We start from the raw sequence: 20,016 nt of genomic DNA, 5'->3' as shown, positions 1-20,016 counted from the left end.
CACAACCCTTAATAAAGCCAACGCCGAGAAAACTTTAAGTTAACCCCACCGAAACTTCCCGAGGAGGTCATGCCGATGAAGATCATATGGTACGGTCATTCCTGCTTCTGGATAGAGACGAAGGGAGTGAAGTTCCTCATAGACCCGTATCCAGAGGTTGACGACGACAGGATAGGTGACGTGGACTACATCCTGATAACCCACGAGCACACGGACCATTATGGGAAGGTCGAACTGCTCTCAAGGCTTAGGGATGCAACAGTCATCGGGCCGAAGCAGGTGTACCTCATGGCAGTAGCCGACGGTGTCACCAAGGCGAGGGAAATTGACGCCGGAGAGACTATAGAACTCGAGAACGGCGTTAAGGTTACTGCAATCTACGTTGAGCATCCTTCAAGCCAGTACCCTCTCGGTTATATAATCGAAGGTGACAAAACGGTTTTCCACCCTGGGGACACGTACTCAACACCCGCCTTCCAGAGGCTGAGGGGGAAGATCGACGTTCTCCTGGTTCCTATCAGCGGCCGTTCCACAGCGAACGAGAGAGAGGCAGCTCAGATAATCGAAGATATCAGACCCAAGGTTGTTATACCCATGCACTACGGAGTTTACAACGACGAAGACCCCTCAAAGCTTGAGAGCGAGCTGAGGAAGAGAAGGATATGGGTTCGCTTCATAAAGCCAGAACTGTACAGAGAGATCGAAGTTTGAGGGAACTTCATGCTCTCGACGGGCACTAAGAGCCTGGACAGTCTTCTCGGGGGCGGGTTCGCTCCCGGGGTCTTAACCCAGGTTTACGGGCCTTATGCGAGCGGTAAGACGACCCTGGCCCTGCAGACCGGCCTGCTTAGTGGGAAAAAGGTAGCATACGTCGATACCGAGGGGGGATTTTCTCCCGAAAGACTTGTCCAGATGGCTGAGACGAGAGGTCTAAACCCCGAAGAGGCCCTCTCGAGGTTCATTCTGTTTACACCTTCAGATTTCAAGGAGCAGAGGCGCGTTATAGGTTCGCTGAAAAAGACGGTGGACAGCAACTTTGCACTAGTCGTAGTTGACTCAATAACCGCTCACTATAGAGCAGAGGAAAACAGAAGCGGCCTGATAGCTGAACTGAGCAGACAGCTTCAGGTTCTCCTCTGGATAGCCCGGAAGCATAACATACCGGTAATAGTCATCAACCAGGTCCACTTCGACAGCAGAACCGAGATGACAAAGCCCGTCGCCGAGCAGACCCTTGGATACCGCTGTAAGGACATCCTCCGCCTCGATAAGCTGCCGAAGCCAGGGCTAAGGGTTGCCGTCCTCGAAAGACACCGCTTCAGACCCGAAGGGCTTATGGCATATTTCAGGATAACGGAGAGGGGAATAGAGGACGTTGAGTGAGTGGTATGATGACAGTTCTTCTTGTTGGCAGATATTACTTGGTGAGTATAGTACCAATTCAGTAATATCACCGATTGGTTTCTTTTAGGATAAGAAAAGAGGAAAGCTCAGAACCCAGGCTCGATCTTCTCCAGTTCCCTAACGAGCTCTATCGTCCGCTTGAGGATTTCGACGACTTTATAAACGTGCTCAAGCTCTTCTAAGCTGAGCTTCCTTCCCTTCCTGCCCTTCAGGTACTTCTCGACGACGCGGTAGCCGCCTATCGTGTAGTTCCAGACTTTAGAGCGCAAAGGGATGCTAAGGTTTCCACCGCAACGTTTTTACGTCCCTTATTTCTACTATAATCCGGTGAGACTATGGGGATCACAAAGGTAACTAGGAACTATCAGATTACTATCCCAAGCGATATCAGGAAGAAGCTGGGCATCAAGGTGGGGGACGTTCTTGTCATCGAGATCGAAGATGGGAAAGCCGTGATAAAAAAGAGCGACCTCGAACTTCCCCTGCTACCCGGCGGAAAGGGACTGAAGATCGAGGACATCGAGGAAGCCATAAGAAAGGGCCAGGGTGAGGATGAGTGACGGTAATAGACACCAACGTCTTCATATACGCCACCCTACGGGACTCAGAGTTCAACGCAGAGGCGAGGAAACTGCTGGCAGGGCTGGAAAGATGGATAGTTCCGAGCATTGTCCTCTACGAGCTCTACTGGTTTTTCAGGGAAGAAGGGTACAAAAGCGAGGAAATAAATAACGTCATCTCCTCAATCCTAAACAGCCCAAGGACGCGGGTTATCTGCGACACTGGGAAGTACACGAAACGCGCGCTAGAACTCACCAGAAACCCAAAGCGGTTCAATGACATGGTAATACTAGCCACGGCAGAGGACTTCAAGAGACTGGCAACATACGATAAAAGGCTGAAAAAAGAGGCTGAAAAGCTGGAAATCAAGACCCTGCCTTAAACCCTCTCAAATACCTCCTGCGTTATCCTGAGCACGGCGCGGTAGAGCTTCTCGCTGATGATGCCCTCTTCGTAGTGCTCCTTGAGCTCCTCCTGATCGATTATCTCCTTCTTGCCGTCCGGCCACTTAACTATATCAACTTCGAGGTCAACGTAGCGAGCCCCGTCAGGATATATCTCAACGGGCGTGTTTATGTTGTAGTACTCTCCCTTCAGGTTGCCGTTCTTGTCGTAATACCTGTGCACGAACCACCACTTTCCAGCTTCGAGCTCGGTTATGGCATAATCTCCAAACTCAATCGGAAGCTCAAGGCCGTCGTAGAACTTGCCCGGCTTGAGGTGTCTCTTTATTGTGACCCTAAGCGGGTTGTGGGAGACCTCCAAGACCTCTCCAGGCCCTAGCCTAATCCTCTGCCCATCGGGCTTGACGTGCTCAAGGGTGAAGAGCCAGCCCTTCTTAGGCCCTTTGTTCTCCACGAGCGCCTCCCAGAAGCCCTGGTTAACCTTGACCCTCTGGCCAGGTACCTTTGAGAGTATTCCCTCGGCTATCTCGACGGCAAAGCCAAGCTCCGGGTCTTTGGCCTTGAGCTGGTGGTGGCCATCAACGGTTGGGACGACCTTGTTCCTTATCTCGTCGAGCTTTCTCTTCGCTCCTCCTCCGAACTCCACTTCATATATGTTCCTGCCCTCGATTATCAGGGAAGGTGCAAAGTACGTGTCGGCCTTTGCCAGCCTGTCGGCGAGCTTGGAGAGCCTCACTATCTCGTCCCTGAGAAGGTTCCAGTCCTTGTAAGCGGCTGCAGTCCTCCAGAGGACTCCCCACTTGCCGAGGTCTATGCTGAGACCCAGAATCCTGAGCCTCTCACGCTCCTGGTTGTCCCTTATCTTCCTCGATATCTTAACGTGCCTCTGTGCCCCTATGGGCTTCGGTATGAGGACAGCGTAGTCCCCCGGTATCGTGAGGGTGGTGCTGAGGTGTGGAAGGAGGTTGTGCTTCTTGACCTGGACGAGTATCTCATCGCCTTCAACGGCCTTCGGAAGATCCTTCCTTGGGATTGTACCAATGGCACTTCCCAGGTCAACGTAAACGTACTTTTCGTCGATTTTCACAACAAGTCCCTTGTATATGCCGTAGAGCTGGTACGGGAGCCTTCTAAAAAAGACGTCAATAAGTTCCTCTTCAAGGACCTTCTTGGCCTCTTCAACGGCATCCCCAACGAGCACAACCCCGTGTCTGTCCTTCTTATCGTAGATGTCAACGTCGAAGTCGTCGTAGGTCTTCTCGAGGCCGAAGCGCTCGACGATCTTGTTGCTGGGCTGGCTGATGCCGAACCCCCTGTCGAGGAAGAGTTTCGTCAGGGCAGTGCTGTATATTCCCCTAATTCTGACTGTAGGCCTTGTGTCTGTAGACACTTTCACCACCCCTATCCTTTTTCTCGATTACCCCAATGAGCGCGAGTCCCTCAAGTATCTCGCCAGCCTCTCTCACTCCGCTGGCCTTCTCAACGTTTCTCGCCTCGACCCAGAGCAGGCCTTTTGCGTGCCACTCCCTTAGGGCCTGCTCGACCCTGTGAACGTCCGAGGGGTGAACGTAAAGCCTGTAAAGGAACCTCTTGAGGGTCTCAAGCTGGCTCTCAATTGCTTTAGTTTTTCTAAGCTCCTCAAGTATGCTGACTGGAACCTTTTTTTGGTTTTCGCCTAGGAGCGTCAGACCTTCAACCTCGGCAGAAAGCTCACTCAGGGCCTTCCGGATGGCATAATCGTAGAGCCTGTGGAACTGAACCAGCCTGTCCAAAGCGGCCTTAAGCCTCGCCCTGCCCTCATAGTCGTCGCGCCCAAGAAGGGACATCACTTCTTCAAGGCGGAACTTCATCTGATGCTCGTTCTTGTAAAGTTCCTTAGCGAGATCTTCGACCCTTCCACCTATTGCGGATAGTTCCTTGTAGAGGTGAGAGGCTAACTCAAGCTTTTTTGCCGACAAAGAGTGAAGCTTCCTCACAACCTCCGTGGGCTCCTCTTCCGGTTCATAGAGCCGTGAAAAGACCTCCTCAAAGGACGAATGCATCCCCTCAAAATCACCGAGCCTGGCCTTCAGTTCATCAACGTCCATCGGCACCCCCTAATCCTAAGTTGCAACTACCACTACTTTTACTTTTCCATTGAGGGGAGGCAATCTTGGGAAAACAGAAACGCTTAACCGAAATCCTTTTTTAAGCCCCTTCATAATACAAATGGGTGGACGAAGTGCTCTACGACCGCTTCGGCAGGCCAGTAACGAACCTCAGGATTTCGCTCACGCAGGAGTGCAATTACCGTTGCTTCTTCTGTCACCGGGAAGGCCAGAGGTTTCTGGCGAAAAACGAGCTCACTCCAGAGGAGATAGAGCGCCTCGTTAGAATCGCATCAAGGCTCGGAATAAGAAAGGTCAAGCTCACGGGCGGGGAACCGACAGTCAGAGAGGATATACTTGAAATCGTGAAGAGAATAAAGCCCTACGTCATCGACCTCAGCATGACTACTAACGGGAGTAGACTGAAGGAGCTGGCGAAGCCGCTGGCCAAAGCAGGCCTCGACAGGGTGAACGTATCGCTTCACAGCTTAAAGCCGGAGGTTTACAAAAGGATAACCGGCGTTGATGGGCTTGAGGCCGTTCTTGAGGGCATCGAGGAAGCGGTGAAATACCTCTCGCCAGTTAAACTCAACATGACCGTCATGAAGGGCCTGAACGACGGTGAAATCTGGGACATGGTGGAATTCGCGGCTAAGACTGGAACCATCCTTCAGCTTATAGAGCTTGAAGCGCCAAGGGAGATGGCCGAGACGGCATTTTTCAGGAAGTACTTCTACCCGCTCAAGCCCGTTGAAGAGAAGCTGGAGAAGCTCGCCGTCGAAACTAAGGAAAGGAGGATGCACCGGAGGAAGAAGTACTTCATCCCGACCGACTACGGCATAGCAGAGGTTGAAGTCGTTAGGGCGATGCACAACACTGTCTTCTGCGCCAACTGCACGAGACTGAGGGTGACCTCCGATGGCAAGTTTAAAACTTGCTTGTTGAGGAACAACGACCTCATAGACTTCCTTTCTGCTATGAGAAACGGAGCGAGCGACGAGGAGATAGTTGAAATCTTCAAAAGGGCCGTTCTTATGAGGGAGCCGTACTGGAAATGATGCCCTAATAGAGCTTTTATTCAGAACAAGAAGTCAAAGTTGGGCAAGGTTTTTAGGGATAACGTGGATAACAAAATTTGGAGGCTAGCAATGGTTAACCCGATTAATTTCAACGGCTTCATAGCGGGATGGTTGCTACTTCTCGGGGCACTCATTGGTATATACCGGGCGTTGTACTACTACAAAAGAGTCCCAGAGCCGGGGAAGAGCCTCGCCAAAAGAACCCTTATCTCGCTTCTGTTCTTTGGTCTGGGCTCTGTGAGTGCAATTATAGACTCACTCACCCCGAGGCCCCTCTGGTTTTTGATGGTGATATTCTACACCCTCTCATATGCTGCAATTTTGTCCACGATATTCCTGAGTTTAAGGGCAGTAGCAACTAGTATTGAGAAACCGGAAGGGGTTAAAGAAAGGAGCACAGCTCAAAAAACTCCAGAAAGAAATGAGACTAGAGAAAAGGAACTTCCCCTACATGGAGGGTATTCACTGCGCAAAGAGCCCTCCGCTCAGTTGTTCCACATTCTTAAAGAAGTCTCCAGTGGCCTGATAGTCGTCAGCAGAAAGTCCCGCGAAGAGTGGGTCGAGAAGTTCGGAGTTCAGCCGGACGAGTTCCTCTGGCTGTCGAGGGCAGACGTCGAGAATTCTATCGACCCCTCAAAACTCCACGTCATCCAGGGAAAGATTCTCCAGTTCATGGAGCAGCGTGGGCCAGTTGTTGTGTACTTTGATGGGCTGGAGTACCTAACCCTCTACAACGACTTCCCAGCGGTGGCCAAGTTCCTGTTCGCAGTCAAGGACATGGTAATGATTAAAAACTCACTCATGCTCATCCACCTTCCGGAGGGCATCTTTGACAAAAAACAAGAGATTATACTGCTCAGGGAGTTCGAGGAAATAAATGAAGAGGAGCTCATTAAAAAGCTCAGTCAGGCCTTGTCCCCCGAAAGAGCCGAGGAAATAGCACTGTTTGGTGTCCTTCCCCCAGCAACAAAGAGTGGGGATGCCAAAGATGCCAGCGATAAAAGTCCCGAAGAGGGAGGCCGAGCCACTAAAGAGGAAGCTCAAGAAGCTGAACCTCTACGACGGGAAGAGAAGGCCAAGGAGTGAAGGTGACTTCGTCCTGCTTCCGGTTATAGATGATCCTCGTGTTTACGAGCTGGGACACGAGGTTCTGCCCGTTGAACTCCCGCTGAGGCCTGAAAGGCAGATATACAAGAACCTTGAGAGCGTTCTAGCGGAGAGGCTGACGTCTGAGGAGCTGAAGTATCTGAGGCGCTACGACGTCATCGGCGACATAGCTGTTATCCAAATCCCTCCCGAGCTTGAGCACAGAGCCGAGGATATTGTCTGGGGCCTGAGGAAAGTCCACCCGTTCATCAAGGTCGTTGCCAAGAAGGGCTTCCATGAGGGTGCCTTCAGAATAAGGGACTACTCCATAATCTGGGGGGAGAAACGGCTGACAACAGTTCACAAGGAGAACGGGGTCGAGATAAAGGTTGATTTGAGTAAAGCTTTCTTCAACCCGAGAATGAAGGGCGAGCGGTACAGGCTGGCCCAGCTCGTGAAGGACGGCGAGCGGATTTTAATTCCCTTCGCTGGAGTCCTGCCATATGCACTCGTTATAGCCCGCTATAAGAAAGTCAAAATCACCGCCGTCGAGCTGAACGAAGATGCCTACAGGCTGGGGCTGGAGAACATCGAGCTGAACAGGAAGAGGCTCAAGGGGGAGATAGAGCTCATACAAGGAGACGCCTTCAAGGTCCTGCCAGAACTGCCAACTTTCGAGAGGGTGATAAGTCCCACACCGAGGGGCGTTGATGCCCTTGCTTTAACCCTAAGCAAAGCCCAGAAGTGGCTCCACTACTACGACTTCGTGCACGAGGAGAAGATAGGAGAGTTCGGGGAGAGAATCCTCGAAGAGTGCAGAAAACAGGGAAAAGATTGCAGGGTCAGGATAAAGAAGGTCAGCGACTTCAAGCCGCATGTGTTCAAGGTTTGTGCGGATGTTGAGATTCTGGGTTGATCGGTCAAAATTCTTATAAGTATTCACGCCGTAATTATGCACATGAGAATAATTCACAGAAGAATAGAACTGTCGAGGCTCGAGGGCGAAGGCTGGAAGATGCTCTACGGTAGGCGGAAGACAGGAAAGACCTTCCTCGTTAGGAATTTCCTCGACTACGACGAGTTCTTCTTCGTTGAGCGGGAGGGAATGGTTAGGGACCTAAATGAGGGCTCCACAATGACTTACGGCGAGTTCATGAGGCTCTTCCCTCGCCTGCTGAAGGGCGGTAAGGTGGTGGTGGACGAGTTCCACAGGCTACCGGATAGGTTCCTCGACCTCCTCCACGCCTACTCTGGAACCGGGGAGCTCATCCTCATAACCTCAACCCGCTGGCTAGCGAAGAGGAAACTCCTTGGAACCGGGAGTCCGCTCCTCGGGATAGTCCAGCCGATAAGGATAGATCCCATAGACGAGAGGGAGATTTTAGCCGAGATGAGCAGAGAAGTGAGGGGAAAGGAGCTAATTGAGGCATCTACCTACCTCAGGGAGCCTATCCTCGTCCCCCTTTACAGGTCGCCTTTGAGGGAGTTCTTGGCCGGCTATCTGAGTTCTTCGGGTTTGCTGATAGGCGAGCTCGTTGGCGAGGCCTTCACGGAGGAGGAGAGGGAGCTGACGGAAGTTTACAGGGCAATAATGAAGGGCATCGCCGATGGAAAGGAAACGAGCACGGAGCTTTCTTCGTTCCTCTACTCCCTCAGCCTGATAAGCAAGGACAACACTGGAGTCTTGCAGAGGTACCTTGGAGTCCTAACGGACATGGGGATACTTAGGAGAACCCAGGTCACTGGAAAGAGGAGGAAGAAGTTCGTTTACAGGCACGCGTCACCCCTCTTCGACCTTCACTTCTACCTTGAGGCAAAATACGCCTACACGGAGCTTGAGACTCCTGTGGAGTTCATAAGGAAGGCGATAGACAGGAAACTACCGAGGCACGTTGAGGCCTTCGTTGAAGGGCTTTTGGCCAAGAGCCTCGGCCTGAGGCCTGTGAGGATTGAAATGCCCGATTTGGAGCTTGACATAGCTCTTCAGGGCTTCAAGAAGCTCGAAGTGGTTGGAGAGGTCAAGTGGAAGGAGAGAGTTAAGAGGGAGGAAGTGAGGAGAATAGAGGAGAAACTCAACCGCTTTGACTGCAGGAGGATTTTGGTGGTTCCAGACGAAAACGTTCTCGAAAGGAAGCCTGAGGGCGTTGAAGTCCTAACGCCCGAGGATCTGGTTGAGATTGCGAAAGAAGGGATGGAGAGGAGTATTTAGGCCCTTTCCTTGTGGAAGAACCCGACGACCTTTCCCTCTTCCATCGTCTTCCTCAGCATCTCGGCGGCTTTCTCCCCTCTTCTGCGTTCATCCTTCTCTTTTATCCCGTACTTCTCAGGGTTTTCGAGCATATCCCTCGCCAGCTTCAGGGCCTCGGCTATGCTAACCTCTTCCATCGCCAGCTCGTAGACAGGGTTGTCATGGGGTATGAGCGAAGCATCTTGAGCCCTCAGTTCCATGAGGGCCTGAGATGGCCCTTTTTCACCGAGAGGGGAAGTGGGGAGTAAAGGATCCACATCAAGAGAGCAGGAACCTCCACAGGGGGAGGCATCTGACGTTTATCCCCTTCACCCTCTCCTCGCAGGACTTCCAGCCCGTTACCAGGATCCCTTCGCTTAAGCCAAAGTGCTTCGCCGCTTCGACAAGGCCCTCCACCTCCCGCTCCCAGCTCTCGTCAACGTCCCAGCTCACCTGAACGAGCCTCGATATCTTTAGATTCTCTCTCACCACGAAGTCAACCTCGTGGCCGTTCCTGTAGTAGAAGACGTTCTCCCTCCCGTGCCTCTGCACGAGGTGCCTCGCCACCGCATTTTCCGCCAATCTCCCTATGTTCTCTGTGAACCGCGTTATCATGACGTTGGCCAGCCCGGTGTCAACCGCATAGAGCTTCTTCGGATACCTCCTCACGTCCTTCACCTTTGGCGAGAGGATCGGAACCCTGTGGATAAGGTAAGCCTCCTCCATTGCGTCGAGGACGGAATCTACAAGGTTTGGCGAGACCTTTCTCCCAACTATCCCCGAGACTTCGTTCCTCAGCCTTGATGCGCTCACTAGAGAGGAGAACCGGCTTAAGGCCAGCTCGGCGACGAGTTTGACGAGCCTCGCGTCCCTGAAGCCGTGGCGGTAGGCAACGTCCCTAAGGATTATTCCCTCGAACAGTTCCCTCAAAAGCTCCCTCTTCAATCCCTCGTCATCGGTTAGGACGACCTGCGGGAACCCGCCGAACTCAAGGTACTCCCTTAAGGCCCTCTCAACCTCCCCCCTCCTTCCGAGAAGGGCAGGAAGTTCAATGGGGAGCCCCTTGAAGGAGAGAAACTCTCTGAATGAGAGGGGGTAAACCTCTGTTACTAAAACGCGTCCGGTTAAGAGGGTCGCAAGCTCGGAGCGGAGGAGGGAGGAGCTCGACCCGGTTACTATGACCTCGGCTTCACCCAAATCCAGAACCTTCCTGACCCACCGCTCCCAGCCCTCGACGTTCTGGACCTCGTCGAGAACCACCACGGGTCTAGCTCCCCTTGAGATGTAGGTTTTAAACGCCGAGAAGATCTCTTCCAGAAGCTCCAGGCTCAGGTCTGGATAGAACCTAGGCTCCTCAAGGTTAACGTAGAGCGTCTCCTCCGGCGGAAGACCCTTCTCTATTAGGAATCTCAGGTACTGACGGGCTAACGTGGTCTTGCCCGCCCTCCTAACCCCCACGAGAGCCAGGGCGTTCCCCGTGGAGAGCTTCCGTCTTATATCTTTAAGATAATCTCCTCTCGTGATGCCAGTATCCTGCTCTCTACCCCAAAAGTTGTAGGGGGCAAGCACCTCAATAAGCTCTTCCCGGCTCAGCATTTTATATCACAGAAAATATAAGAAAAGTGGGTTTTTATATTTTTCGCAATACAATTCACTTCTTGAGGAAGTCGAACAGCGTCGCCTGCTTGCCCTTCTTGGTTTTCTCCTTCTCGGGCTTCTCCTTCTTCCCAACGGTCTCTATCTCTTCCTCCGCTTCCTCAAGCTCCTCCTCGGTTAACTCTTCCTCCTCGACTTCTTCAAGTTCTTCTTCAGGTTCCCCAGCTTCCATAGTTTCCTCTTCCTCAGCCGCTTCCACCCTTCTTTCGGCTTCCTTTGCTCTCGCCTCAAGCTCGCCTTCTTTTTTGAGTTTCTTCTCAATGTTCATGCTCTTTGCCCATATCGTCTTCGCCTTCTCCTTGTCTCCAGTTATGAACTCAACTTCCTTCTCGCTGAGGTCGAGGAAAACGACAAAGTGGGCCGCCAAATCGGGGTTGTTCTCGAAGATAACTCTAAGGTAGCGGAGGGTCTCTATGGCCTCAAGCTTAGCCATGTGCATCTCGCTCATTATCTTCTTGATTACTGAGTCCCTGAGCGAACGCTCCTCCTTGCTCTCGGTGAGGAGCTTTATCGTCTTAGGTGGGTAGATCTTAACGAAGCCCTTCTTCTTGATGCCAGCGACCGCCACCCCAGCCGTCATCATGTCGGTCGCGTACTTCCAGAGGCCGTAGTTTCCAGTCCTCTGTGCCCTACCGAGGTATATGTCAGCCCTGCTGAGCGCCTCGTAGGCCCTCGCTATGTCTTCAGGCCTGTAGTAGACATACGGGACGTTCTCGTCTATCCACTGGAGAAGCTCGTTAGGCATCATGTCAACTCCAAGAACAGCTAACTTTGCCCTCTTGGCGTTGTCCGTTGCGAACAGCTGGGCAAGCGCCTGGAAAACGCTCTTCTCAGTGTCGCGGTAAGCCAGGACTTCAACGGCATCCTCGACTCCACCGGTAACAACGGTCTGAAGATCGTTTACAGCTGCCCTCAGGTCGCCGTTAGCCCTCTTCGCTATCTCGTAGAGAACCTCCTTGGGAACTTCGAGTCCCTCACGCTTGAGGATTCTCACGAGGGCCTTTATGATGTCCCTCTGCGTCAACCTCTTGTACTCGACTATCTGGGCTTTGTTGCGTATCTCCCTGGGAACCTCCCAGTAGTGGTTGGCGCTCATTATTATCGGGTTTCTGGCCTTGTCGATGAGCTTCGCTATCTCCCTCGCCCCAGAGGGCTCGATGTTGTCAGCCTCGTCAAGGAATATCAGCTTCCTCCTCTTTCCGAGAATATCCATAGTGTATGCAGCTTGAACGTAGCGCTCTATCTTTTCATACGTCCTCTCGTCGCTTGCGTTGAGCTCGATGACCTCGAAGCCGTACTCGTTGGCCAGGGCATAGACGGTGGTCGTTTTGCCGACTCCAGGGGGGCCTGCTAGAAGGAGGGCCTTCTTCTTCGGCGGATTTCCGTGGAGCCAGGCTTCGACCCACGCCCTAACCTGCTCTAACGCTTTCTCCTGGTTTACTATCTCGCTGAGCTTCCTAGGTCTGTATTTTTCAACCCATGGGACTTCCGTCATAGGGATCACTTACCCATAATCGTGAACTGGGCAAGGAGTGCCTCGAGCTGTATCATCTCGTTAGCCCCTTCAACCAGGCGGAAGTTGTACTCTCCTATCTTGTCCGCCAGGGCCACCTTCTTGTCCTCGGGAATCGGGAGGTTGAAGACCTCCTTGTGCATCTGGATGAGGACATCTTCACCGCTGAGGCCCTGCCTTAACAGGATATCCCTCAGCTTCTCTCTGGCCTTCAGGAAGTTGCCTTCCAGAGCAAGGGTCATCATTTCACGTACGTCTTCAGGCCTCGCCCTGCTGGCCACGAGGAAGACGTTCTCGTCGGTTATCTTCGTGTCGAGGGCTGCTGCCGCCTGAAGGACGTTGATTGCCCTCCTGAGATCGCCCTCAGCGACGTAGAGTATCGCCTGCAGGCCTTCCTCGGTGAGCTCGAGACCCTCATTTTCGGCTATGTACCTGATGCGCTTCGCTATGTCCTCATCGCGGAGCGGTCTGAAGCGGAAGATGGCACACCTCGACTGTATGGGTTCGATGATCTTTGAGGAGTAGTTACAGCTCAGGATAAAGCGGACGTTGTTCGAGAACATCTCCATCGTCCTTCTGAGGGCCTGCTGAGCGTCCTGTGTGAGGGCATCTGCCTCATCAAGGAAGATTATCTTAAAGCTCGCACCGCCTATCGGCTTCGTCCTCGCGAACTCCTTTACCTTTTCACGGATGACGTTTATACCCCTCTCATCGCTCGCGTTCAGCTCTAGGAAGTTGTGCCTCCAGTTCTCACCGAAGAGTTCTCTAGCTAAAGCCAGTGCAGCGGTTGTGTTGTGAACAACCGTCGGCATGTTTCCGGCGATGAAGTTGTGGTATCCTGGAACGTGGAGGTCGTAGATGACGAAGTCGCCCTTAAGCTCCTTCACTTCGGTTATCTCGTCCCAGTAGAGCTCATTCTGGGAGAGGAATATCAGGTATGCTACCCCTTCCTTAAGCTTCTCGTCGGAGAGGATTTCCCCTATTAGTTCGAGCTCGATTTTCCTTATTTCCTCAAGTTCCTTGATCTTCTCCGTGTTGCTCTCAAGAATTATTCTCACGCTGGAGTTCCAGGTGCCGAGTTTCCTTCCGATTTCGGCATAGCTTGAGTACTTCCTTGCAAAGACCCTCATGGCATTAATCGTAGGTTCAAGGTCGATCCCAAGGGCCTTCGCTATCTTGATGTAGTTCCTCAGGCTCGGCTTCCTCTTGCCCTTAATGTACTCGAGGAGTCTGTCGGCCCTAATCCCCGTCTTTTCCGCTATCTCCTTTCTCCGCTCCGCCATCTCGTTCCAGTCTATGAGGATGCTCCTTGAGAGGGATTCTTTCAGTCTCTCAAGCTCATCGAGGCGGTAGTAAATTTCCTTCATCAGCTCCCACGAGATCTTTCTAGCCTTTCTGTGGCTCCAGCTCCTCTTATCGTCGGAGAAGTTTAGCTTAAGCCTGTCTCTAACGTAGGAGATAAGTTCATAGTTGACATTCAAGCTGTCGAGGTTCGGGTTGGGCTTCTTGACGAGCTTTAGGGTTCTTTCCAATTTTTCCCTGTGGGAGAAGCCGATCTCGCTCAGAAACCTCTCCAAGTTCTCTGAACCTGAGATTGTGACATGGTAGTATGTCTTACCCCTGACTTTTTTCTCCCTTATCTTTGAGGTTATTCCAAAACCAGCTAAGGCATAGGTCACCTGCTCCGCCATTTCCCTGCTGGCAGTTGCCAGTACTACGGCGTTCTTATCAACTCCAGCATCGCAGTCAAAGTATGCCCTGAGGAAGGAGCGAATCCCCTCCCAGCCTTTCTCAGGTATGTAAACCTTATCCGCTTTTCTCCCGGCCAAACCAAGCGAACTTACAAGCTCCCAGGCCCTCCGTGAGTTCACGTAAACGTCCGGTGCCCTGTTTTTGTGGATTCTTTCCCTGATCTTCGCATCTGGGAAGAGCCTCTCGGTCAGCTCCATAAAGCGCTGCCTTAAAGATGGGTCTGTGTTTGTAAAGGTGATTACTTTATTCTTCGAGTCGGCGTGGCCGTCCCCAATAAAATAGCCAAGCCACTCAGCCAGGGGGTCTTCCTCAGCTATGGCCGGAAGGAAGCGCGGCACGGCAAGCCTGTCGCCTGGTCTGAGTTCCTCAGCCTTTACCCACATGATCTCCCCGTTTTTCCTGTTCACGAGTAGCGGGTGATAGGGAGTGACCTTGAGCTCCCTACCGAGGCGAGTCCTTACCTTTATCAGCCTCTCGGCCCTGTCCTTGTAGACGTACTGAACCTCGAACTCCCTCAGCTTTCCGTCCTCATCTATTCCAAGGACTTTGAGACCTTCAACTGGTGTGGGGCCGAACCTACCCTTGGAAACTTTTTCAACGAGTTCTCCCAGCTCAAAGAGCCTGCCGTTGGCTATGACCTTAGCATCCCCAGTGAGGCACTTCCCGACGCCGGGTGGCCCTGCGAATAGAAGGTGCGGCATCGAGCCGGTTTTAACGTAGTGCTTCAGCCTCTTGACTATGTGATCCTGACCTACTATGTCCTCGAGCCTCTGGGGTCTGTACTTCTCGACCCACGGCTTTTCGAGAATTTTAACTTCCTTCACTTCCTCGGACATGGATTTTCACCTAAACCTTTATGAGCCCCCGGAGTTTAAGGCTTTTGCCGTCTCACTGGGACGCTGTACCCAACCAACCATTGTCTTCTCGTGGAACTGCACTGACCTGCCCACTGCAAAACTTTTATACTTCAATGACCAAGAACCATCGGTGATTCTCATGGGAAAGCTTGACTGGATTAGGGAGGAGCTCCAGGAGCTCAAGGATAAGGGATTGTATGTAACCATCAGAAAGCTTGAGAGCGCCCAGGGCCCGTGGGTTGTAGTTGACGGGAAGAAAGTTCTCAACATGTGCTCCAACAACTATCTCGGCCTAGCCGCCCACCCGGAGATAAGATACGCGGCCATAAGGGCTATCCTTGACTACGGTGTTGGTGCTGGAGCTGTTAGAACTATCGCCGGAACCATGGAGCTCCACGTGGAGCTCGAGGAGAAGCTGGCCAAGTTCAAGAAGAGGGAAGCGGCCATACTCTTCCAGAGCGGTTACAACGCCAACCTCGGAGCTATAAGCGCGCTCCTTAAGAAGGGCGAGGACGGTGTGTTCATCAGCGAAGAACTCAACCACGCGAGCATCATAGATGGAATGCGCCTCAGCGGTGCGCCTAAGGTCATCTACAAGCACATAGATATGGAGGACTTAAAGAAGCGCCTCGAAGAGAACAAGGACAAGAAGAAGAAAATCATCGTCAGCGACGGCGTCTTCTCGATGGACGGCGATTTAGCACCGCTCCCGGAGATGGCCGAGCTGGCTGAACAGTACGATGCCATACTCTACATCGACGACGCCCACGGTGAGGGTGTCCTCGGTGACAGCGGAAGGGGTATCGTTGACCACTTCAAGCTCCACGACAAGGTTGACTTCGAAATGGGTACCCTCAGCAAGGCCTTCGGTGTCATTGGAGGCTACGTAGCGGGTCCGGAGGAGGCTATCGAATACCTCCGCCAGAGGGCGAGGCCGTTCCTCTTCTCGAGCGCCCCGAACCCACCTGATGTTGCAGCGGCTATAGCGGCCGTTGAGATACTCCAGAGGAGTGACGAGCTCGTTAGGAAGCTCTGGGACAACACCAACTTCCTCCAGAAGGGCCTCAGAGACCTCGGCTACGACCTCGGCAACACCAAGCACCCGATAACCCCAGTTATGCTCTACGATGAGAAGCTCGCCCAGGAGTTCTCGAGAAGGCTGTACGACGAGTACAACATCTTCGCGCAGGCGATCGTCTATCCGACAGTTCCGCTCGGAACTGCGAGGATTAGGCTCGAACCCTCAGCCGCCCACAGCAAGGAGGATCTTCAGTACGTCATAGATGCCTTCGAAGACCTCGGAAAGAAGACCGGGTTCCTGAAGTGAAGTTCTAACTTTGAACATTTTTTCCATTTTTGTTATGTTTTTGCAACCCTTAGTCAAGATTCAGATTATAAAGTCAGCAGGAAGGGCTTATAAACTTTTGTCACATATTACATATTTAGGTGTAAGACGTGACAGCCAACATTATGCACATCGTCCTTGCAGGATTGCCTAGCAGGGATTGCCTAGTGGCGCTGCTCACTATAACCCTGCTTAGCTTGTACTACAGACACCAATTTATTTCCCACTATCCCCAGTTCTCCCGCTCGTACGATTTAATCACACTCGGTTTTTCACTCACCTCCCTGGCAAAGACGATTTTCCTACCCCTCGACCTCAACGATGCAGGGTTTATCCACTTAGAGCAGAGTACGGAGAATTTCCTCGGCACTATTGGGAACCTCCTCCTCTTCATAGGGCTCTTTCCTATGATTTTCGGCTGGGCAGGTATAATATCGTCCATAACAAGGAGATACGAGCTCGTTCCCGTTGTGGAGATAGAGGGCGAGCCCGAAGAGATGTCCCCCGGAGTGTATATTACCCCCTCTGGTTCAGGCCCCAACCTTCTGTCAAAGCTTATTAAGGGCCGTGCTCCTCTCATAATAACCCGTACAATGCCAAAAAGCGTGAGAAAGGCCCTTAACATTAAAGAGGTTCCGGTTTTGTGGATTACAGCCGCTGAATGCAGCGAGGGCTGTGTTAATCCCCGCAGGCTTGAGTACCTGCTCCACACCCTGGTCAATTTCATGCGGCGGGAGGAAACCCCAAAGCTTATTTATCTCGATGGTCTTGAATACCTAGTTATCGAAAACGGCTTTATTCCCGTCTACAAGTTCCTTTCAGCCCTAAAGGACTATGCCCTCATTACCAACACTGTGATCTTAGTGCCCGCCGAGAAGGCATCCTTCAATGAGAGGGAGTGGAACCTGCTGAGGAGGGAGTTTGAATCCCTCCAAGAAAAAGCCGAATGAGTCTAGAACTTCACCCACTCGACCTTGTAGTAGGTCACGTCGGCGTCCTCGTCAACTATCGCCATTATCATGTTCTTCCTCACGCCGTGAGCCACCCTGACGCGAGCGGTTATGTCGTTTGGACTTAACCTGGAGTTCTCGGGGACAACCCAGACGAGCCACTCGGAGTGCTCTTCCATTCCCCTCCGGTAGACCCTGAAGTGGGAGCCGAACTTCAGGCCGGACTTCACAGTGTAGCCCCTATCTCTCAGGTCCTTGTAGACGAGATATTTTGCATCAAAGAGCTCATCCCTGGCCCTGCCGAGGTTCATTATCTCCTCAAGCGAGAGCTTCCTCTTGCCGTCCCTGACCTCAATCTTGCCGCGCTCCACTAGATAGGCCGCTTCTAGAAGAGATAGAAACAGCTTACCCTCAACGACCTTTCCAAAGTATCGCTTGTTGTAGAGCCCGTTTATCGCGTTCTGATCGGTTGAGAAGACCCTGTCGCCGCTCAGGTAGAAGATTATCATCAGCTTCCCCTCCATTCCTCCGCTGGGAGTAGCATGTAGTAGGCATCCTCGCCGTCGGAGTAGTAACCTATAATCCTCTTAACCTTCCTGAAGCCAAAGCGTTCGTAGAGCCTTATCGCGTTTTCGTTGCTCACCCTGACTTCCAGGCCGATGTAGCGGGCGCCCCTCTTTATGAGTCTTTCAATGGCTTCAGATAGGAGGGCAGAACCTATCCCGTTGCCCCGGTACTCTTTATCAACGGCTATGCTCATTATGTGTCCTTCAAGGTCTGGTCTGAGGTAGCCCATCACGTAGCCAACAACCTTCCCGTTGTACTCCGCCACGAGAAAGGTTTCGGGATTGTTCTCGAGAAACATTAAGAAAATCCCTCTCGGGTAGGCCTCGCGGAAAGATTCGCGCTCTATCCTCATAACCTCAGGGATGTCGAAGAGCTTCGCCGGCCTTATCACGACCATCGCGAGGGGAATCCTTCTGCTGGCCTCTCTGGCTGATGTGCTCATATTACAAACTCCCTCCAAAGCCTTAAAAGGATTGAGGAGAGCCCTTGATGGGTGGCCACCCAAGGTGATGAGCACTCTCGAACCTGACGGGCAGGATGATGAGCGGATTCCTGGCTGATTTTTCTCCTTTTGTGGTAAGAATAGGCAAGCAGCAAAGTTTAAAACTCTGAAACTGGAAGTTACTCGATAGGTGGGAGTTATGAGGATAGCCGAGGATATTAACAAGCCCGTTGGAATCGTGACTGGGGAGGCAACGGTTAGTTCGTTCCAGTTCTACGCTCATCCCGACACGGACCTGAAGTTCGGAGACTTCGTGGTTGCGAGGCTCTGTAAGGAAGCCAAAGATCAAAACTGCCGCTGGGGAGAGAATGAAGAGGGTGTTGAGTGGGTTATCGGCACAATAAGAGGGCTTAAGAACATAAACTGGCTCCTGAGCGAGGGTAAGAGCACATACACGTCCCTTGAGCTCGACATAAGGGAGTACGGCGAGAGCATAGGAGAGAACGAGGCGCTGATAGTTACCGTCCACGTCCTCGGGAAGGTTCAACTCAACGGCGAGAAGGCTGAAGTAGTCCCGACCAGAGTTCCCGTCCCAAACGGGAACAGGGTTTATTTAGCCAGCTCAGACCTTTTGAGGGCAATATACTACGGCGGAAACGGCTACATAGAGCTTGGAAGACTGATAATCAGGGAAGACGTCCCGGTTTACCTCAACGTGAACGAGCTTGTGTCAAGGCACTTCGCAATTTTAGCTGTGACAGGTGCCGGAAAAAGCAACACCGTCTCAGTAATGCTCTGGAAGCTTGTGGAAGAATTAGGCGGAACTGTGATAGTCCTCGACCCCCACGGTGACTACACGAAGTTGAGCCTGCCTGGGACGGGAAGAGAATATGTGAACCTGATAGAGGCCAAGATAAGGCCGGAAGCAATGGACGGCGAGGAGCTGGCAGATTTGATGGAGATCCAGAGCAACGCGAGCATACAGCGCTCCTACCTGCTCAGGGCCTGGGACACGGTTCTTCACGAGAACCAGGGAATTGGCGGCCGGGAAGCGGTCAAGCTCGTCCACGATTTACTCCAGCGGTGGGCTAGCGAGGGCGGAGGGACATACTGGGATCCGCATGCCGGCCAGTATAGAGACCTCGGAGAGATAAAATCGGCGGAGAAGGAGACGATAATGAGGCTTACCATGAAAGTCTCCCGCTTCCTGAGGAACTACGGCCATCTGCTCTCGAGCGAGGACATAGTTGCCCTCATAGAGCCCGGCAAGGTGAACGTGATCGACCTCGGCCCGCTCGACGAGGGACAGATGAAACTGGTAGTTGCCAAGTTCCTCGAAAAGGTCTTCGAGACGAGGATGGACTACGAAAAAGCTAGAAAGAGGCTCGACTACCTCAGAACTGCCTATTCGAGCAACATATCGGCCGTTTCGGATGAGATAAACGAGCTGGAAGAATTCCTGAGGGGAGTTGAGAAGAACTACCCAGCCCTTGCTGAACCTGTTATGGTCATCGTGGAAGAGGCCCACATCTTCGCACCGCATGGCGAGAAGGGAGGGGCCGTTAGAATCCTTGGGAGGATAGCAAGGGAGGGAAGGAAGTTCGGCGTCGGCCTCGGTCTGGTCTCCCAGAGGCCGAGCAGGCTCAGCGAAGACGTCCTGAGCCAGACAAACACCAAGATCATCATGCGCATCGTTAATCCGAACGACCAGCAGTACGTGGTAAGGGCCAGCGAGCAGGTGAGCGGGGAGCTTATGAGCGACATCGCTGGACTGGGCAAGGGTGAGGCGGTGATAGTCGGTCAGGCGATAAGCCTTCCGGCTTTGGTTAAGATATACAACTTCAAGGCCCTCGGCGGGAACTACGGAGGAGAAGACATAGGCGCGGTCGAGAGGTGGCTTGAAAGGAAGAGGCGCGAGCTTGAGGAGAAGGAGAAGGAAGAGATGTATGAAGAAGAGGGCATCGAGGTTGACTTTTGAGGTGATATCGTGAGGGAAAATGCAAGAAAAAGACCGGAACTGCCCTGGAAAGGTGCCCTCGGGGATATTAAGCCCAAGTATAACTCGGTTGAACTCCAGCATAAGGTT

At 52.5% G+C, this 20,016-nt stretch carries 20 protein-coding genes; 11 read left to right on the top strand and 9 right to left on the bottom strand.

The genetic code is table 11. The annotated features are described in order from the left end of the window. Positions 1–75: 75 nt before the first annotated feature. Both TK_RS11215 and radB read left to right on the top strand, forming a co-directional pair. Complete coding sequence (locus TK_RS11215) at positions 76–711, top strand: MBL fold metallo-hydrolase (protein WP_011251182.1); 636 nt, start codon at positions 76–78, stop codon at positions 709–711. A 9-nt stretch (positions 712–720) separates the two neighbouring features. Beyond that, positions 721–1,383 carry a DNA repair and recombination protein RadB gene (gene radB, locus TK_RS11210; RefSeq protein ID WP_011251181.1) on the top strand — a complete coding sequence of 221 codons (663 nt, stop codon included), beginning with the start codon at positions 721–723 and terminating at the stop codon, positions 1,381–1,383. A 107-nt stretch (positions 1,384–1,490) separates the two neighbouring features. Here the strand turns inward: radB and TK_RS11205 are convergent, their stop codons facing one another. Then, positions 1,491–1,673 (bottom strand): hypothetical protein, encoded by a 183-nt coding sequence (locus TK_RS11205; protein ID WP_011251180.1) that lies wholly within the window; start codon positions 1,671–1,673, stop codon positions 1,491–1,493. A gap of 66 nt (positions 1,674–1,739) precedes the next feature. Between TK_RS11205 and TK_RS11200 the strand changes: the two genes are divergently transcribed. Together TK_RS11200 and TK_RS11195 are read left to right on the top strand one after the other, a co-directional pair. After that, on the top strand, positions 1,740–1,964 hold the full coding sequence (locus TK_RS11200) for an AbrB/MazE/SpoVT family DNA-binding domain-containing protein (protein WP_011251179.1): 225 nt from the start codon (positions 1,740–1,742) through the stop codon (positions 1,962–1,964). After that, the gene (locus tag TK_RS11195; protein ID WP_011251178.1) at positions 1,961–2,347 is read left to right on the top strand and encodes a PIN domain-containing protein; all 387 of its coding nucleotides are present in this window, start codon (positions 1,961–1,963) and stop codon (positions 2,345–2,347) included. The genes TK_RS11200 and TK_RS11195 overlap by 4 nt, the downstream gene beginning before the upstream one ends. On the opposite strand, the gene TK_RS11190 is transcribed toward TK_RS11195, so the two are convergent. After that, positions 2,344–3,759, bottom strand: coding sequence for a DUF402 domain-containing protein (locus TK_RS11190; protein ID WP_011251177.1), 1,416 nt, complete (start codon positions 3,757–3,759; stop codon positions 2,344–2,346). The two genes, TK_RS11195 and TK_RS11190, sit on opposite strands and share 4 nt — an antisense overlap. Next, complete coding sequence (locus TK_RS11185; RefSeq protein WP_011251176.1) at positions 3,725–4,456, bottom strand: hypothetical protein; 732 nt, start codon at positions 4,454–4,456, stop codon at positions 3,725–3,727. The genes TK_RS11190 and TK_RS11185 overlap by 35 nt, the downstream gene beginning before the upstream one ends. Before the next feature lie 134 nt (positions 4,457–4,590). Between TK_RS11185 and moaA the strand changes: the two genes are divergently transcribed. From moaA to TK_RS11165, 4 genes are all read left to right on the top strand, one after another. After that, on the top strand, positions 4,591–5,514 hold the full coding sequence (gene moaA / locus TK_RS11180; protein WP_011251175.1) for a GTP 3',8-cyclase MoaA: 924 nt from the start codon (positions 4,591–4,593) through the stop codon (positions 5,512–5,514). A 90-nt stretch (positions 5,515–5,604) separates the two neighbouring features. Then, on the top strand, positions 5,605–6,621 hold the full coding sequence (locus tag TK_RS11175; RefSeq protein ID WP_011251174.1) for a DUF835 domain-containing protein: 1,017 nt from the start codon (positions 5,605–5,607) through the stop codon (positions 6,619–6,621). After that, positions 6,524–7,537: a tRNA (guanine(37)-N1)/4-demethylwyosine(37)-methyltransferase Taw22 gene (locus TK_RS11170; RefSeq protein WP_011251173.1), complete on the top strand. Its 1,014-nt coding sequence runs from the start codon at positions 6,524–6,526 to the stop codon at positions 7,535–7,537. The genes TK_RS11175 and TK_RS11170 overlap by 98 nt, the downstream gene beginning before the upstream one ends. A 42-nt stretch (positions 7,538–7,579) precedes the next feature. Next, positions 7,580–8,830 (top strand): ATPase, encoded by a 1,251-nt coding sequence (locus TK_RS11165; RefSeq protein ID WP_048053786.1) that lies wholly within the window; start codon positions 7,580–7,582, stop codon positions 8,828–8,830. Here the strand turns inward: TK_RS11165 and TK_RS11160 are convergent. From TK_RS11160 to TK_RS11145, 4 genes are read right to left on the bottom strand one after another with little or no spacing between them, the layout of a single operon-like run. Continuing rightward, the gene (locus tag TK_RS11160) at positions 8,827–9,126 is read right to left on the bottom strand and encodes a hypothetical protein (RefSeq protein WP_048053785.1); all 300 of its coding nucleotides are present in this window, start codon (positions 9,124–9,126) and stop codon (positions 8,827–8,829) included. The genes TK_RS11165 and TK_RS11160 overlap by 4 nt on opposite strands. A gap of 1 nt (position 9,127) precedes the next feature. Then, complete coding sequence (locus TK_RS11155; RefSeq protein WP_011251170.1) at positions 9,128–10,444, bottom strand: ATP-binding protein; 1,317 nt, start codon at positions 10,442–10,444, stop codon at positions 9,128–9,130. A gap of 55 nt (positions 10,445–10,499) precedes the next feature. Next, the gene (locus tag TK_RS11150) at positions 10,500–11,999 is read right to left on the bottom strand and encodes a replication factor C large subunit (protein WP_011251169.1); all 1,500 of its coding nucleotides are present in this window, start codon (positions 11,997–11,999) and stop codon (positions 10,500–10,502) included. 5 nt (positions 12,000–12,004) lie between these two features. Further along, the gene (locus TK_RS11145; RefSeq protein WP_011251168.1) at positions 12,005–14,605 is read right to left on the bottom strand and encodes a replication factor C small subunit; all 2,601 of its coding nucleotides are present in this window, start codon (positions 14,603–14,605) and stop codon (positions 12,005–12,007) included. A 160-nt stretch (positions 14,606–14,765) separates the two neighbouring features. Between TK_RS11145 and TK_RS11140 the strand changes: the two genes are divergently transcribed. Continuing rightward, positions 14,766–15,953 (top strand): glycine C-acetyltransferase, encoded by a 1,188-nt coding sequence (locus tag TK_RS11140; RefSeq protein WP_011251167.1) that lies wholly within the window; start codon positions 14,766–14,768, stop codon positions 15,951–15,953. 128 nt (positions 15,954–16,081) lie between these two features. Then, positions 16,082–16,921: a DUF835 domain-containing protein gene (locus TK_RS11135; RefSeq protein WP_011251166.1), complete on the top strand. Its 840-nt coding sequence runs from the start codon at positions 16,082–16,084 to the stop codon at positions 16,919–16,921. A gap of 2 nt (positions 16,922–16,923) precedes the next feature. Here TK_RS11135 and endA read toward each other — a convergent pair whose 3' ends face one another. Continuing rightward, a complete protein-coding gene (gene endA / locus TK_RS11130; RefSeq protein WP_011251165.1) occupies positions 16,924–17,430 on the bottom strand; it encodes a tRNA-intron lyase in 507 nt (168 codons plus the stop codon). Continuing rightward, on the bottom strand, positions 17,430–17,930 hold the full coding sequence (rimI, locus tag TK_RS11125) for a ribosomal protein S18-alanine N-acetyltransferase (RefSeq protein ID WP_011251164.1): 501 nt from the start codon (positions 17,928–17,930) through the stop codon (positions 17,430–17,432). The genes endA and rimI overlap by 1 nt, the downstream gene beginning before the upstream one ends. 199 nt (positions 17,931–18,129) lie before the next feature. Here rimI and herA point away from each other — a divergent pair, with 199 nt between their 5' ends. Then, positions 18,130–19,908 carry a DNA double-strand break repair helicase HerA gene (gene herA, locus TK_RS11120; RefSeq protein WP_011251163.1) on the top strand — a complete coding sequence of 593 codons (1,779 nt, stop codon included), beginning with the start codon at positions 18,130–18,132 and terminating at the stop codon, positions 19,906–19,908. Positions 19,909–20,016: the final 108 nt, after the last annotated feature.

It is taken from the genome of Thermococcus kodakarensis KOD1 (assembly GCF_000009965.1).
In the GTDB taxonomy this organism is placed as follows: domain Archaea; phylum Methanobacteriota_B; class Thermococci; order Thermococcales; family Thermococcaceae; genus Thermococcus; species Thermococcus kodakarensis.
Note: the sequence above shows the minus strand (reverse complement) of the source record. Positions and strands in the feature narration are given on the sequence as shown.

Bases quoted from the DNA above. Each gene is read 5' to 3' on its own strand.
- TK_RS11155 (WP_011251170.1), bottom strand. From the start codon at position 10,444: ATGCTGAGCCGGGAAGAGCTTATTGAGGTGCTTGCCCCCTACAACTTT.
- TK_RS11200 (WP_011251179.1), top strand. From the start codon at position 1,740: ATGGGGATCACAAAGGTAACTAGGAACTATCAGATTACTATCCCAAGC.
- TK_RS11175 (WP_011251174.1), top strand. From the start codon at position 5,605: ATGGTTAACCCGATTAATTTCAACGGCTTCATAGCGGGATGGTTGCTA.
- TK_RS11140 (WP_011251167.1), top strand. From the start codon at position 14,766: ATGGGAAAGCTTGACTGGATTAGGGAGGAGCTCCAGGAGCTCAAGGAT.
- TK_RS11170 (WP_011251173.1), top strand. From the start codon at position 6,524: ATGCCAGCGATAAAAGTCCCGAAGAGGGAGGCCGAGCCACTAAAGAGG.
- rimI (WP_011251164.1), bottom strand. From the start codon at position 17,930: ATGAGCACATCAGCCAGAGAGGCCAGCAGAAGGATTCCCCTCGCGATG.
- TK_RS11215 (WP_011251182.1), top strand. From the start codon at position 76: ATGAAGATCATATGGTACGGTCATTCCTGCTTCTGGATAGAGACGAAG.
- TK_RS11145 (WP_011251168.1), bottom strand. From the start codon at position 14,605: ATGTCCGAGGAAGTGAAGGAAGTTAAAATTCTCGAAAAGCCGTGGGTC.
- herA (WP_011251163.1), top strand. From the start codon at position 18,130: ATGAGGATAGCCGAGGATATTAACAAGCCCGTTGGAATCGTGACTGGG.
- radB (WP_011251181.1), top strand. From the start codon at position 721: ATGCTCTCGACGGGCACTAAGAGCCTGGACAGTCTTCTCGGGGGCGGG.
- endA (WP_011251165.1), bottom strand. From the start codon at position 17,430: ATGATAATCTTCTACCTGAGCGGCGACAGGGTCTTCTCAACCGATCAG.
- TK_RS11185 (WP_011251176.1), bottom strand. From the start codon at position 4,456: ATGGACGTTGATGAACTGAAGGCCAGGCTCGGTGATTTTGAGGGGATG.
- TK_RS11150 (WP_011251169.1), bottom strand. From the start codon at position 11,999: ATGACGGAAGTCCCATGGGTTGAAAAATACAGACCTAGGAAGCTCAGC.
- TK_RS11165 (WP_048053786.1), top strand. From the start codon at position 7,580: ATGAGAATAATTCACAGAAGAATAGAACTGTCGAGGCTCGAGGGCGAA.